The sequence below is a fragment of the Pigmentiphaga sp. genome (genome assembly GCF_019689535.1).
GTDB lineage: Bacteria > Pseudomonadota > Gammaproteobacteria > Burkholderiales > Burkholderiaceae_B > Pigmentiphaga.
Genome location: NZ_JADGHH010000094.1, coordinates 1 through 13,253 on the forward strand (window position 1 = coordinate 1; position 13,253 = coordinate 13,253).

Below are 13,253 nucleotides of genomic sequence, written 5' to 3' on the forward strand. Positions count from 1 at the left end.
CGTGGGCTCGGTGATGTGTATAAGAGACTGCGTCTATGGTGTAGAAGATCGGGTTCCAGTGCGACACGGCCTGCCAGAACGGCGGCAGCGAATGCACCGAATAGAATACCCCCGACAAAAAGGTGGCGGGCATGATCAGGAAGTTCTGGAACGCCGCCATCTGGTCGAACTTCTCGGCCCAGATGCCGGCGATCACGCCGAGCACGCCCATGATGCCGCTGCCGAGCACGCCGAACACCAAGATCCACCAAGGTTCGGCCAGGCGCGGCTCGGCGAAGAACAGCGACACGGCGAAAATCCCCAGCCCGACACAGATGGCGCGCGCGATCGCGGCCAGCACATAGGCCCAGAAAAACTCCCAGTGGGTCAGCGGCGGCAGCAGCACGAACACCAGGTTGCCGGTGACGCGGCTTTGCATCAGCGACGACGAGGAGTTCGCAAAGGCGTTCTGGAGCATGCTCATCATCATGAGCCCGGGGATCAGGAACACCGTGTACGAGACCGAGTCGTAGACCGTCACGCGCCCTTCCAGCACGTGCACGAAGATCAGCAGGTACAGCAGCGCCGTCACCACCGGCGCGGCGATGGTCTGGAAAGCGACCTTCCAGAACCGCAGCATTTCCTTGCAAAACAGCGTCCAAAAGCCGGAACCCGCGTTCAGGTTCGGCTGCAGGCCGATGAAGCCGGCCGGCTTGGCGGCCTCGTCGGACGGAGTTGGACGCTCGGTAGGATGGACCGCGCTCATTGCATTGCCCTCACGCCGCCTTCTCCAATGCCGTCGTTGCCGAAGCGCCGTGCATGATGTTCAGGAACGCGTCTTCGAGATCGGCAGGCAGCACTTCGATTCCTTCGATGACGCCGCCGGCCGTGCGCACCTGCGCCAGCAGCGATTCCAATTCAGTACTGTTTTCCAGGCGGAGCACCGCCCGGCGTTGCTGGTAATCGACCAGCCGTTCATCCAGCACCCGACTCTTGCCTTGCGGCCAGCCGGACGCGCCCATGTGCAGCACCAGGCGCGAACCGCCTACCTTGGCGAGCAGCGCCCGGGTCGTATCGAGCGCCACGATCCGCCCCGCCTTCAGCATGGCGATGCGGCCGCAGAGCTCCTCCGCCTCTTCCAGGTAGTGCGTGGTCAGCAGAATGGTATGGCCCATCTGGTTCAAGCGCGAGATGAACTGCCAAAGCGTGCGGCGCAGGTCGACGTCCACGCCCGCGGTCGGCTCGTCCAGCACAATCACCGGCGGCCGGTGCACCAGCGCCTGGGCCACGAGCACCCGGCGCTTCATGCCGCCGGACAGCGCACGCATGTTTTCGTCGGCCTTCGACGTCAGCCCCAGGTTCTCGAGGATCTCATCGATCCAGTCGTCATTCTTGCGCAGGCCGAAATAGCCCGACTGGATGCGCAGCGTCTCCCGCACCGTGAAAAACGGGTCGAACACCAACTCCTGCGGCACGACGCCCAGCGCGCGGCGCGCGGCCCGGAACTGGGCCTGGACGTCGTACCCGCAGACAGACACCCGGCCGGTCGTGGGCCGGGACAGCCCCGCCAGGATTGCGATCAGCGAAGTCTTGCCGGCTCCGTTGGGCCCAAGCAGGCCGAAGAACTCGCCCGGCTGGATCTCGAGATTGACATCGTTGAGTGCCTGGAACCCTTCGACGGGCGCGTCCGCGCCCATGCGCCGCCACAAGCTCGTTTGCTTGGGATAAATCTTGGAAACGTGTTCGATACGGACGGCGGGAGACATGACTCGAGTGAAAAACGCTAGCGTGCCCACAAGCCGCACCGGCGGCGGGCACTGGCGCGCACGGGTGCCTCAAAAAGCACAATCCCGGCAAATGCCGGGCAATCCGTCATTATAAGGCAACGGTGGGGGGTGTCCTGCGCCGCGCCGTCTCCTGCCCCCGGGCGGCGCCCGGCCCTAGTTCTCGAACTGGCGATTGCGTTCCGCGAGGGACTTGATCAGGCCGTCGATGCCGCCCTGGCTGATCTGCTGCGAGAACTGGTTGCGATAGTTCTCGATCAGCCAGACGCCGAGCACGTTGACGTCGTAGATCTTCCAGCCTTGGCCGTCTTTCTCCATCCGATAATCCACGGGCACGGGATCGCCGGAGGGCTGCTTGATGACCGTTCTTACGACCACGTCGGTCGCATCGGCCGGATAGCGCGAGGGCAGCAACTCCACCGCGGTCTGCTGCTTGACGGCAGACACGGCGCCGCTATAGGTGCGGACCAACGTGGTGCGAAACTCCTTCACCAAGGCTTGCTGCTGCTCCGGGGTGGCCTGGCGCCAATAGCGCCCCGCTGCCAGCCGGGTGGTTTTCTCGAAATTGACGTACGGCAGGATTTTCTCGTCCACCAGCTGCAGCAGGCGCCGCGGATTGCCCGACTGCACGGCGGGATCGGATTTGATGGCGTTCAAGACGTCGTCGGTCACTTTCTTGACCAGCGCTTCCGGCGAACCCGGCGCCTGGGCATGGGCGGCACCCGCGCAAGCCATTGCCAACGCCAGCAACGACGCGGCCAGCCACCCGAACCCGCGGCGGAACGTACTCAGCGCGATCACTTGTTTATCCAAACAAACCATGGGGAGCCTCATCTCTCTTATTGTTTCGGCTTGCCGGACGCCGAAGCGGCATCGGCAGGCTCGTCGTCATCTTCGTAATCAGGCAGCGAGTAATCCGGCAGCTCGGCGTCTTCCGAACGCGCGCCCCGGATCAGGCTCGCCCGCCGCTGCAAGTAGGCATCGCGGGTGAAAGCATACGGGTCGAGCGCAACCTGGTCGAGCAGGTTGCCCACCTCCAGCAGGTTGGCGCGCGCATTGACGATGCGCAGCCCATAGACCGAATTGCGCACCGGAACGTTGTCGATGTTCCGCACGGCCACCGGGTCCGCCAGGAAATCGACGGCGGTACCGCCCGCGTCGCGGATGGTGCTTGGCCCCAGGAACGGCAGCACCAGATAGGGGCCCGAGCCCACGCCCCATACCCCCAGCGTCTGGCCGAAGTCGGCCCGGTTGCGCGGCAGGCCGTTCTCGGTGGCGAGATCGAAGCAGCCGAACACGCCCATCGTGGTGTTGAACAATACGCGGAAAGTCGTGTTGATGCCGTCGTGCGCCCGGTTCTGCAGGAAGCTGTTGAGCGCGGACATGACGTCGCCCACGTTGGCGAAGATGTTGCGCACGCAGCTGCGGACGGGAGACGGCACGACGTTCACGTAGCCCTGTGCCACGGGCTTGAGCACGGCGCGATCGACCGTGTCGTTGAACTTGTACACGCTGCGGTTGAAGCCTTCGAGCGGATCCCGCGGATCGGGAGGCGCCCCCTCGGGCACGGACGCGCAGGCGGTCAGGCCCGCCGCCAAGACCAGCGCCAAAATATTCTTGTTCATGTTCGTTCGCCTACCCTGTAATCATTTCGCGGCGTCGCCGGCCTGCGAAGAACTGCCCCCTTCGGCCGCCTTGCTATAGAGGAACTGGCTGATCAGATTCTCCAGCACGACCGCGCTCTGGGTGTATCGGATCTTGTCGCCGGCGACGAAATTCTTCTCGTCCCCGCCGGGTTCTATGCCGATGTACTGTTCGCCGAGCAAGCCCGAGGTCAGGATCTTGGCGGAAGAATCGACCGGAAACTGATAGCGGGAATCCAGTTCCATGGTCACCACCCCCTGGTACATCTTGTCATCGAACGTAATGCTCGAGACGCGGCCCACGACGACGCCCGCGCTCTTGACGGGAGCGCGCGGCTTCAGGCCGCCGATGTTGTCGAAATTGGCCGTCACCGTATAGGTGTTGCCGACTGCCAGCACATTGAGCAGGTTGCCCGCCTTCAATGCCAGGAACACCAGGGCGAGCGCGCCGATGAGCACGAAAATTCCCACCCAGAGATCGACTTTCTCTCGCGACATTGCGTATTTCCTCCGGACCGCGCCCCCACGGCGCGTCGTCCCTTGCCAGTTGTCCATCGGCGCCCGGCCGCGGGCGCCGCGTCATTTCATCAGCCGCCGAACATCGAGGCGGTGAGCAGGAAGTCCAGGCCCAGCACCGCCAGGGAGCCCGCCACCACCGTACGCGTCGTGGCCCGCGATACGCCTTCCGGGGTGGGCGTCGCCTGGTAGCCCTGGTAGAGCGCGATCAAAGTCACCGCGACGCCGAAGACCAGGCTCTTGATCACGCCGTTGCCCACGTCCTGCCAAACGTCGACGCCATTCTGCATCTGCGCCCAAAAGGCGCCTTCATCCACCCCGATCAGCTGGACGCCCACGCCCCAGCCGCCCAATATGCCCACGGCCGAGAACACGGCCGCCAGCAAGGGCATGGCGATGACCCCGCCCCAGAAGCGCGGCACCAAGACGCGCCGGACCGGATCGACGGCCATGACCTCCATGGCCGCCAGCTGCTCGCCGGCCTTCATCAACCCGATTTCCGCCGTGAGCGAGGTGCCGGCCCGCCCGGCGAAAAGCAGCGCCGTCACCACCGGACCCAGTTCGCGGACCAGGCTGAGCGCGACGAGCAGCCCCAGCGCCTGCTCCGAGCCGTAGCGGTTGAGGGTGTAATACCCCTGTAGCCCAAGCACGAAGCCGACGAACAGCCCGGATACGGCAATGATGACCAATGAATAGTTGCCGATGAAATGGATCTGCTGCACGACCAGGCGCGGACGCCGCAACGCCGTGCCGCTCTTGAGGAGCAGCTGCGCGAAAAAGCGGGCGAACGTGCCGAGCCCCGTTATCGTGCTTCGCGTGCCGGCGCCAAGCGCTATCAGAAACCGCGTGAGCGCCATCACCGGGCCCTCCTCTGCCGCTCGAGCCACGACCGGTAGGCGGGCGTCTCGGGATATTGGAAGGTCACCGGACCGTCCGGCTCGCCGTGGAGGAATTGATGCACGAAGGGATCCTGCGAGGCGGACAGCTCGTCCGGCGTCCCGCTCGCCACGATGGAGCCGCGCCCCAACAAATAGACTTGGTCCACGATACGGAAAGACTCCTGCACATCGTGCGTGATCAGCACCGAGGCGCAGCCCAGTTGATCCGTCATGGTCCGTATCAGCTGCGCGGTCACGCCCATCGAGATGGGGTCCAGGCCGGCAAACGGCTCGTCATAAAGAATGAGCTCGGGCTCCAAGACCACGGCGCGGGCCAGGGCGACGCGCCGTGCCATGCCGCCCGAGATCTCGGACGTGCGCAGGAAAGCGGCGGCCTTGAGCCCGACCGCGTCCAGCTTTGACAATACCCGCTCGAGGATTTCGGCCTCGCTCATGGCCGTGTGCTCGCGCAGCGGAAATGCGACGTTTTCGTAGACGTCCAGGTCGGTGAACAGCGCTCCCTGCTGGAACAACACCCCCATGCGCTTGCGCAGCGCAAAGAGGCGGTCGCCAGACAGGCGGGAGATATCTTCGCCCAAGGCGACCACCCGCCCGGCCTTGGCCGCGAGCTGGCCCGTCGCGGCACGCAGCAAGGTGGTCTTGCCCGAGCCGGAGCCTCCCATGATGGCAACCACCTGGCCCCGCCTGACCTGCATGTTGATGTCTTGCAGGATCGTGCGATCGCCATAGCCGACGGTCAAGCGGTCGAAGGCCAACGCGACATCGGAAGGGGAAATAGGTGGTGCCGAATCGGGCATGTAAACGGAGGAGTCGGAAAGATGGGCGGAGCTCGACGAAACTTTCAACGAATTCGCGGGATATCTGCCGCCGATTCTAACAGCAGCATGCGGCGCCACCGGGCTTACCCTTAAATGACGGGGGGACTTTCCCGACGCATGAAAGCCGCCGGTCGCCAGCTCATCCTTATTCGGCCGCCCATGAGGAAAGCGCTGCGGCGAGACGACGCCATGGCCGCAGCGCCGCGCCGGAGTTACGTTTTTACAACAAACCCCGGGGGGCTGTGCAAATCATACTCTTGGAGGAGGCGGCAAAGGGAATTTCCGCCGGAGGAAGAATCGCGCACCCGGTCGCCGCTGGGGCGGCCCGGGCGCGCGTGCAGCGGTCAGCGCGGCAGCTCGGTCGCGCCCATCAAGTAACCGTCCACCGCGGCGGCGCACTGGCGGCCTTCGCGGATGGCCCACACGACCAGCGACTGGCCACGCCGCATGTCGCCCGCGGCAAAGACCTTATCCACGTTGGTCCGGTAGTCATCCGTGTTGGCACGGGCGTTGCCGCGCGCATCGCGCTCGACGCCGAACGCATCCAGGACCTGCTGCACGGGCGAGACAAACCCCATGGCAAACAGCACCAGGTCGGCCGGGATTTCGAACTCGGAGCCCTCTACCTCGACCATTTTCATCTGCCCGTTGTCGCCCCGCTTCCACTCGACGCGGCACGCCACCAGCGAAGTCACCTTGCCATTCTTGCCCTTGAACGCCTTGGTGGACACCGCCCAGTCGCGCTTGACGCCCTCCTCGTGGGACGACGAGGTGCGCAGCTTGAGCGGCCAATAGGGCCAGGTCAGGGCCTTGTTTTCCGAGGCGGGCGGCTGGGGCATCAGCTCGAACTGGGTCACCGAGGCCGCGCCGTGGCGGTTGCTGGTGCCGACGCAGTCCGAGCCCGTATCGCCGCCGCCGATCACGACCACGTGCTTGCCGGTCGCAAGAATCTGGTCCTTGATCTTGTCGCCCGCCACGACCTTGTTCTGTTGCCGCAGGAAGTCCATCGCGAAATGGACGCCTTGCAATTCGCGTCCCGGCACCTTGAGGTCGCGGGGCGTTTCCGCGCCACCCGCGATTACGATGGCGTCGAACTCAGCCTTGAGCTCGTCCGGCGACTTGACGGTGGCCGAAATGCCGAGCGCCTTGGCATCTTCCGGGCGGCCGATGAAAGTGGAGGGACGGAACACCACCCCTTCCTGCTCCATTTGCGCCATGCGGCGGTCGATCTGCCACTTTTCGAGCTTGAAGTCCGGGATGCCGTAGCGCAGCAGGCCGCCGATGCGGTCGTTCTTCTCGAACACCGTTACGTCGTGGCCGGCGCGCGCCAGCTGCTGGGCGCAGGCCAGGCCCGCCGGGCCCGACCCGACCACGGCGACCTTCTTGCCGGTCTTGGCCTTGGGAGGCCGCGGCGTGACCCAGCCTTGTTCCCAGCCGTGATCGATGATGGCGTGCTCGATCGACTTGATGCCGACGGGATCGTTGTTGATGTTGAGCGTGCACGCGGCTTCGCAAGGCGCGGGGCAGATGCGGCCGGTGAACTCCGGAAAATTATTGGTCGAGTGCAATACGTCCAGCGCCTGCTTCCAGTGCTGGCGATACACCAGGTCATTCCAGTCGGGAATGATGTTGTTGACCGGACAGCCGTTGGTGCAGAACGGAATACCGCAATCCATGCAGCGCGCGCCCTGCTGCTTCGCCTCTTCGTCATTCAGCCGAATGACGAACTCTTTCCAGTGCTTGACCCGCACCTCCGGCGCTTCGGCGGCTTCCTGCAGGCGCTGGTATTCCAGAAATCCGGTGACCTTACCCATGACTCTTTCCTGACAATCCTGTTTGATGCCGGGGGCTTGCGTGCCGTGCCCCGGCGTCCAATTCGTTACTGTTGGCCCGTCGCGGCCGGCGCGCCAGGCACGGCGCGCCGCGCGCAGCCCCTACGCAGCCAGCTTCGCCGGATTCTGGGCGTCCCACAGTTCGCCCAGCGCGCGCCGATACTCGACCGGCATGACCTTGACGAACTTGGAGCGGGAGGTCTCCCAACTGTCCATGATGTCGCGGGCGCGGAAGCTCCCGGTATAGCGGAAGTGGTTCTCTACCAGGCGGCGCAGGATGACCTCGTCGGTCTCGCGCTCTCCGCCGCGGGTCATGCTGTGCCACAGGCGCGGCGAGCCATCGCGCTCCTGCTGGGCCGAAGGCAGCACGGCCTCCAGCTCGACCATCGCCAGGTTGGCGCGCTGCCGGAACGTGCCGTCCGGGTCGTATACGTAAGCCACGCCTCCCGACATGCCGGCGGCAAAGTTGCGACCGGTTTCGCCCAGCACCACGACGGTACCGCCCGTCATGTATTCGCAACCGTGGTCGCCCACGCCTTCCACCACGGCCGCGGCGCCGGAATTACGTACCGCAAACCGCTCGCCGGCAACGCCGTTGAAGTAGGCCTCGCCCGAGAGGGCGCCGTACAAGACCGTGTTGCCCACGATGATGTGCTCGGGCCCGTGGCCGCGGAAGTCGTTGGGCGAGCGGACGATGATGCGCCCGCCGGACAAGCCCTTGCCCACGTAGTCGTTACCGTCGCCCACCAGGTCCAGGGTAATGCCGTGTGCCAGGAACGCGCCGAAGCTCTGGCCGGCCGTGCCGTTGCACTGGATGTGGATGGTGTCGTCGGGCAGGCCTTCGTAGCCGTACTTGCGGGCGACCACGCCCGACAGCATCGCGCCGATGGTGCGGTTGACGTTGCGCACCGTGGTGATGAACGAGACTTTCTCGCCGCGCTCCAAGGCAGGCTTGGCGCGTTCGATCAGCTGATGGTCGAGCGCCTTGGCCAAGCCGTGGTCCTGCTCTTCCGAGTGGCGGCGCGCCACTTCGGCCGGTACCGCGGGCTGGTAGAACACGCGGCTGAAATCCAGGCCACGGGCCTTCCAGTGATCGATGCCGGCGCGCGTGTCGAGCAGGTCGGAGCGGCCGATGAGGTCGTCGAACTTGCGGATGCCCAACTGGGCCATCAGCTCGCGCACTTCCTCGGCAACGAAGAAGAAATAGTTCACCACGTGCTCGGGCTTGCCCTGGAACTTGGCCCGCAACACCGGATCCTGCGTGGCCACGCCGACCGGACAAGTGTTCAGGTGACACTTGCGCATCATGATGCAGCCTTCCACAACCAGCGGGGCGGTCGCGAAGCCGAACTCGTCGGCCCCCAGCAACGCGGCGATCACCACGTCGCGGCCGGTCTTCATCTGGCCATCGGCCTGGACGCGGATGCGGCCGCGCAGGTGATTGAGCACAAGCGTTTGCTGGGTTTCCGCCAGGCCCAACTCCCAGGGCGTGCCGGCGTGCTTGATGGACGACACGGGCGAAGCGCCGGTGCCGCCGTCGTGGCCGGCGATCACCACGTGGTCGGCCTTGGCCTTGGCCACGCCTGCGGCCACCGTGCCGACGCCCACTTCGGACACCAGCTTGACCGAGATCGACGCCTGGGGATTGACGTTCTTCAGGTCGTGGATGAGCTGGGCCAGGTCCTCGATGGAGTAGATATCGTGGTGCGGCGGGGGCGAGATCAGGCCCACGCCCGGCACCGAGAAGCGCAGCTTGGCGATGTACTCGGACACTTTATGGCCCGGCAACTGCCCGCCTTCGCCCGGCTTGGCACCCTGCGCCATCTTGATCTGGATTTGGTCCGCGCTGGCCAGGTATTCGGAGGAAACGCCGAAACGGCCGGAAGCGACCTGCTTGATGCGCGAGCGCAGCGAGTCGCCACTCTTCAGCGGTACGTCGGCCACCACGCGCTCCGCACCCAACACGGACGCCAGCGTGTCGCCGTCCTTGATGCCAGACTTGCCGTGCTTGAGCTCGGCCCGGTAGCGCAGCTCGTCCTCGCCCCCTTCGCCGGTATTGGACTTGCCGCCGATGCGGTTCATGGCGATGGCCAGCACGGAATGCGCCTCCGTGGAGATCGAGCCCAGCGACATGGCGCCGGTCGCAAAGCGCTTGACGATCTCCTTGGCTGGCTCGACTTCATCCAGCGGAATGGCGTTGGCTGGATCGAACTTGAATTCGAACAGGCCGCGCAGGGTCATGTGGCGCTTGCTCTGGTCGTTGATGATCTGCGCATATTCCTTATAGGTGCGGTAGCTGTCCGACCGGGTGGAATGCTGCAGCTTGGCGATGGCGTCCGGCGTCCACATGTGCTCTTCGCCGCGGATGCGGAAGGCGTATTCGCCGCCTTCGTCCAGCGCATTCTCGAGCAACGGGTCGTTGCCGAAGGCCGCCTTGTGCATGCGCAGGGCCTCCTCGGCAACCTCGAAAATGCCGATGCCTTCGATGTTGCTGGCCGTGCCAGGGAAGTACTGGTCCACCAGCGCGCGGTTCAGGCCGACCGCCTCGAAGATCTGGGCACCGGTGTAAGACATGTAGGTCGAGATGCCCATCTTGGACATGACCTTCTGCAAGCCCTTGCCGATGGCCTTCACGTAATTGGCGATGGCCTTTTCGGGCGGCACCTTCTGGTCGTGCTCATGCTCCTTGACCAGGGCTTCCATCGCTAGGTACGGATGCACGGCCTCGGCGCCGTAGCCGCCCAGCAGGGCGAAGTGGTGCACTTCGCGCGCCGAACCGGTCTCCACGACCAAGCCGGTGCTCGTGCGCAGGCCGGCGCGGATCAGGTGCTGGTGCACGGCAGAGGTCGCAAGCAGGGCCGGGATGGGCACGCGCGTGGCGTCGACCTGGCGGTCGGACACGATCAGGATGTTGTAGCCGCTCTTGACGGCGTCGACCGCCTGGGCGCAGAGCGCGGCGATGCGCGCCTGCACGCCTTCCTTGCCCCAGGCGACCGGGTAGGTGATGTCGAGCTCGAAGCTCTTGAACTTGCCGTTAGTGACCCGCTCGATGCGGCGGATTTGCGCCATGTCGGCGAAGTCGAGCACGGGCTGCGCGACTTCCAGCCGCAGCGGCGGGTTGACGTTGTTGATGTCCAGCAGGTTGGGTTTGGGCCCGATGAACGACACCAGGGACATGACCAGATTCTCGCGGATCGGGTCGATCGGCGGGTTGGTCACCTGGGCGAAGAGCTGCCGGAAGTAGTTGTACAGGCTCTTGTTCTTGTTGGACAACACGGCCAGCGGCGCGTCGTTGCCCATGGAGCCCGTGGCCTCCTCGCCAAGCGTGGCCATGGGCCGAAGGATGAACTTATAGTCTTCCTGCGTCCAGCCAAAGGCCTGCTGGCGGTCCAGCATGGGCACTGGGGAACGGCTTTCCTCGATTTCTTCCTTCGCCGGCTCGGGCAGCGTATCGAGCTTGATGCGGATGCGCTCGATCCACTGGCGGTAAGGCTTGCTGTTGGCGAGCTGATCCTTGAGCTCCTTGTCGTCGATGATGCGGCCCAGTTCCAGGTCGATGAGGAACATCTTGCCCGGCTGCAGGCGCCATTTCTTGACGATCTTGCTCTGGGGAACGGGCAGTACGCCGGATTCCGACGCCATGATGACGAGATCGTCGTCAGTGACGATGTAGCGTGCCGGCCGCAGGCCGTTGCGGTCGAGCGTGGCGCCAATCTGGCGGCCGTCGGTGAAGGCGATGGCCGCCGGGCCGTCCCACGGCTCCATCATGGCGGCGTGATATTCATAGAAGGCGCGGCGGGCTTCGTCCATCTCGGCGTGCTGCTCCCACGCCTCGGGGATCATCATCATCATCGCGTGCGCGATGGGGTAGCCCGCCATGACCAGCAGCTCGAGGCAGTTGTCGAAGGTGGCCGTATCGGACTGCCCTTCGTAGACGATGGGGTACAGCTTCTTGAGATCCTCGCCCAGCACCGGCGACTGCATCACGCCTTCGCGCGCGCGCAGCCAGTTGAAGTTGCCCTTGACCGTGTTGATCTCGCCGTTGTGGGCGATGAGGCGGTACGGATGGGCCAGCGGCCAGGCCGGGAAGGTGTTGGTGGAGAAGCGCTGGTGCACCAGCGCCAGCGCCGTCACGGCGCGGGGGTCTGCCAGGTCGCGATAGTAGCGGCCGACCTGGTCGGCCAGCAGCAGGCCCTTGTAGACCACCGTGCGGGTGGAAATGGACGGGACGAAATATTCCTTGCCGTGCTTGAGCTGCATCTTCTGGATCGCGTGCGAAGCCATCTTGCGGATGACGTACAGCTTGCGCTCCAGGGCGTCCGGCACCATGACGTCGCCACTGCGGCCGATGAAAAGCTGGCGGATGACCGGCTCCATCTGCTTGACCTTGGGCGACATCGGCATGTCTTTGTCGATGGGCACGTCGCGCCAGCCCAGCACGACCTGCCCTTCGGCGCGCACGGCGCGCTCCAGTTCGGCCTCACAGGCGAGGCGCGAGCCCATCTCCTGCGGCAGGAAAACCATGGCGACGCCATACTCGCCAGGCGCGGGCAGCTCGACGCCCTGGGCCGCCATTTCCTCACGGTAGAGCTGGTCGGGGATCTGGATCAGGATGCCGGCCCCGTCGCCCATCAGCGGATCGGCCCCCACCGCGCCGCGGTGGTCCAGGTTCTCGAGGATCTTGAGGCCTTGCTGGATGATGGAGTGGCTCTTTTTGCCCTTGATGTGGGCGACGAAGCCCACGCCACAGGCGTCGTGTTCGTTGGCCGGGTTGTACAAGCCCTGGGCCTTGGGCGCTTGGCCAGGCGCGGGCAGGCCGATGCGGGAGGCGTCGATGACGGCCGTTTGCGGCGCCGGGGCCGAATGGAGTTCCTGGCTGGATTGGGGCATGGTGCGCTCCGCTGGGGGATTCGCCGAGGACGAACCCGGGTACTGGGACATCGAAATGGCGGCGCGCGCACGCAGGCACGCCGCGGGTTCCTGACAATACTGCGGCGCACCACCCTGCGCAAGAAAAATAAAAAGGGGAGCGTCCCCAATTATTTTTAGGGGCCCGAAACAGCAAAATTAAATTGGGGACGCACCACTATCGTGCGGATCTGCGCCACGTCCGCGGTCCGCGGGCTGCTTGCGGGGCCGACCGCGCTTGCCGGCGACCGGCCGACGGCTACTGATGCCCGCCAGGCCCTGCACGAACGCCAGCCCGCCCAATGCCCATTGGCCGTAGAGGGCCTGTTCGATCTGGGCCATCTTGGCCCCCGGCAGCCCCTCCAGCACCAGGGCACGATAGTTGGCCTGGCGATCAAACGGCGTATTGCCGCACCTCCAATAATCCATATGGTCCTGCAACGCCCCGGCCGGGGCGGCCCCCATGTGGGCGGGCGCCGAGGACCAGCGCCAAAGCTCGGCGTCAGCCGCCAGCCCCTGCCGCACTGGAATGGTTTCGAGCCAGACGAGGCTGGGCAGCACCCAGGCGCCGGGCTCGACCAGGGTGGACCGGAAGCGCCCGGCGAACACCCGCCCAATCTGGAGCCTCGCCGCCAGCCGGCGCCCAAGCGACTGGATCAGGCTGGAGATCCCGTTCGGCCCCGAAGGTGTCGCCAGGATCACAAGTTGGTCGAAAGTGAGCGTCCACCCATGGAGTGCCACGCTGTAATGGCGCGCATCGCCGGTCAGCCAAGCAATGACTTGATCCAACATGGCCCCGCCCTCACCCCCCGCCGACAACGGCACGGCGAACCGGGCCTGGGCCAGGTGGGGAAGGTCAGGGGCATACAAACGG

At 65.2% G+C, this 13,253-nt stretch carries 10 protein-coding genes; all 10 read right to left on the bottom strand.

Annotation, left to right across the window (positions count from 1 at the left end; genetic code table 11):
- Nucleotides 1-745: ABC transporter permease (locus tag IRZ12_RS09840; protein WP_296467859.1), on the bottom strand; the 745-nt coding region annotated here is incomplete at its 3' end.
- 10 nt (nucleotides 746-755) lie between these two features.
- Nucleotides 756-1,676, bottom strand: a complete 921-nt coding sequence (locus IRZ12_RS09845) for an ABC transporter ATP-binding protein (RefSeq protein ID WP_296467873.1) — start codon at nucleotides 1,674-1,676, stop codon at nucleotides 756-758.
- Nucleotides 1,677-1,919: 243 nt separating this feature from the next.
- The gene (locus IRZ12_RS09850) at nucleotides 1,920-2,597 is read right to left on the bottom strand and encodes a phospholipid-binding protein MlaC (RefSeq protein ID WP_296467860.1); all 678 of its coding nucleotides are present in this window, start codon (nucleotides 2,595-2,597) and stop codon (nucleotides 1,920-1,922) included.
- A gap of 5 nt (nucleotides 2,598-2,602) precedes the next feature.
- Nucleotides 2,603-3,388: a VacJ family lipoprotein gene (locus IRZ12_RS09855; RefSeq protein WP_296467862.1), complete on the bottom strand. Its 786-nt coding sequence runs from the start codon at nucleotides 3,386-3,388 to the stop codon at nucleotides 2,603-2,605.
- 21 nt (nucleotides 3,389-3,409) lie between these two features.
- Nucleotides 3,410-3,904, bottom strand: coding sequence for an outer membrane lipid asymmetry maintenance protein MlaD (mlaD, locus tag IRZ12_RS09860; protein WP_296467864.1), 495 nt, complete (start codon nucleotides 3,902-3,904; stop codon nucleotides 3,410-3,412).
- Nucleotides 3,905-3,993: 89 nt separating this feature from the next.
- On the bottom strand, nucleotides 3,994-4,779 hold the full coding sequence (gene mlaE, locus IRZ12_RS09865) for a lipid asymmetry maintenance ABC transporter permease subunit MlaE (protein WP_296467875.1): 786 nt from the start codon (nucleotides 4,777-4,779) through the stop codon (nucleotides 3,994-3,996).
- The gene (locus tag IRZ12_RS09870) at nucleotides 4,779-5,618 is read right to left on the bottom strand and encodes an ABC transporter ATP-binding protein (protein WP_296467866.1); all 840 of its coding nucleotides are present in this window, start codon (nucleotides 5,616-5,618) and stop codon (nucleotides 4,779-4,781) included. The genes mlaE and IRZ12_RS09870 overlap by 1 nt, the downstream gene beginning before the upstream one ends.
- 365 nt (nucleotides 5,619-5,983) lie before the next feature.
- On the bottom strand, nucleotides 5,984-7,453 hold the full coding sequence (locus IRZ12_RS09875) for a glutamate synthase subunit beta (protein ID WP_296467868.1): 1,470 nt from the start codon (nucleotides 7,451-7,453) through the stop codon (nucleotides 5,984-5,986).
- Between the two features lie 120 nt (nucleotides 7,454-7,573).
- Nucleotides 7,574-12,361: a glutamate synthase-related protein gene (locus IRZ12_RS09880; protein WP_296467869.1), complete on the bottom strand. Its 4,788-nt coding sequence runs from the start codon at nucleotides 12,359-12,361 to the stop codon at nucleotides 7,574-7,576.
- A 177-nt stretch (nucleotides 12,362-12,538) separates the two neighbouring features.
- Nucleotides 12,539-13,253, bottom strand: a 715-nt coding sequence (locus tag IRZ12_RS09885; protein ID WP_296467871.1) for a hypothetical protein, incomplete at its 5' end; no start/stop codon positions are given.

What these genes read in the sequence shown, in the direction of transcription:
- IRZ12_RS09870 (WP_296467866.1), bottom strand. Translation starts at nt 5,618, where the DNA reads ATGCCCGATTCGGCACCACCTATTTCCCCTTCCGATGTCGCGTTGGCC.
- mlaE (WP_296467875.1), bottom strand. Translation starts at nt 4,779, where the DNA reads ATGGCGCTCACGCGGTTTCTGATAGCGCTTGGCGCCGGCACGCGAAGC.
- IRZ12_RS09845 (WP_296467873.1), bottom strand. Translation starts at nt 1,676, where the DNA reads ATGGGCGCGGACGCGCCCGTCGAAGGGTTCCAGGCACTCAACGATGTC.
- mlaD (WP_296467864.1), bottom strand. Translation starts at nt 3,904, where the DNA reads ATGTCGCGAGAGAAAGTCGATCTCTGGGTGGGAATTTTCGTGCTCATC.
- IRZ12_RS09875 (WP_296467868.1), bottom strand. Translation starts at nt 7,453, where the DNA reads ATGGGTAAGGTCACCGGATTTCTGGAATACCAGCGCCTGCAGGAAGCC.
- IRZ12_RS09880 (WP_296467869.1), bottom strand. Translation starts at nt 12,361, where the DNA reads ATGCCCCAATCCAGCCAGGAACTCCATTCGGCCCCGGCGCCGCAAACG.
- IRZ12_RS09855 (WP_296467862.1), bottom strand. Translation starts at nt 3,388, where the DNA reads ATGAACAAGAATATTTTGGCGCTGGTCTTGGCGGCGGGCCTGACCGCC.
- IRZ12_RS09850 (WP_296467860.1), bottom strand. Translation starts at nt 2,597, where the DNA reads ATGAGGCTCCCCATGGTTTGTTTGGATAAACAAGTGATCGCGCTGAGT.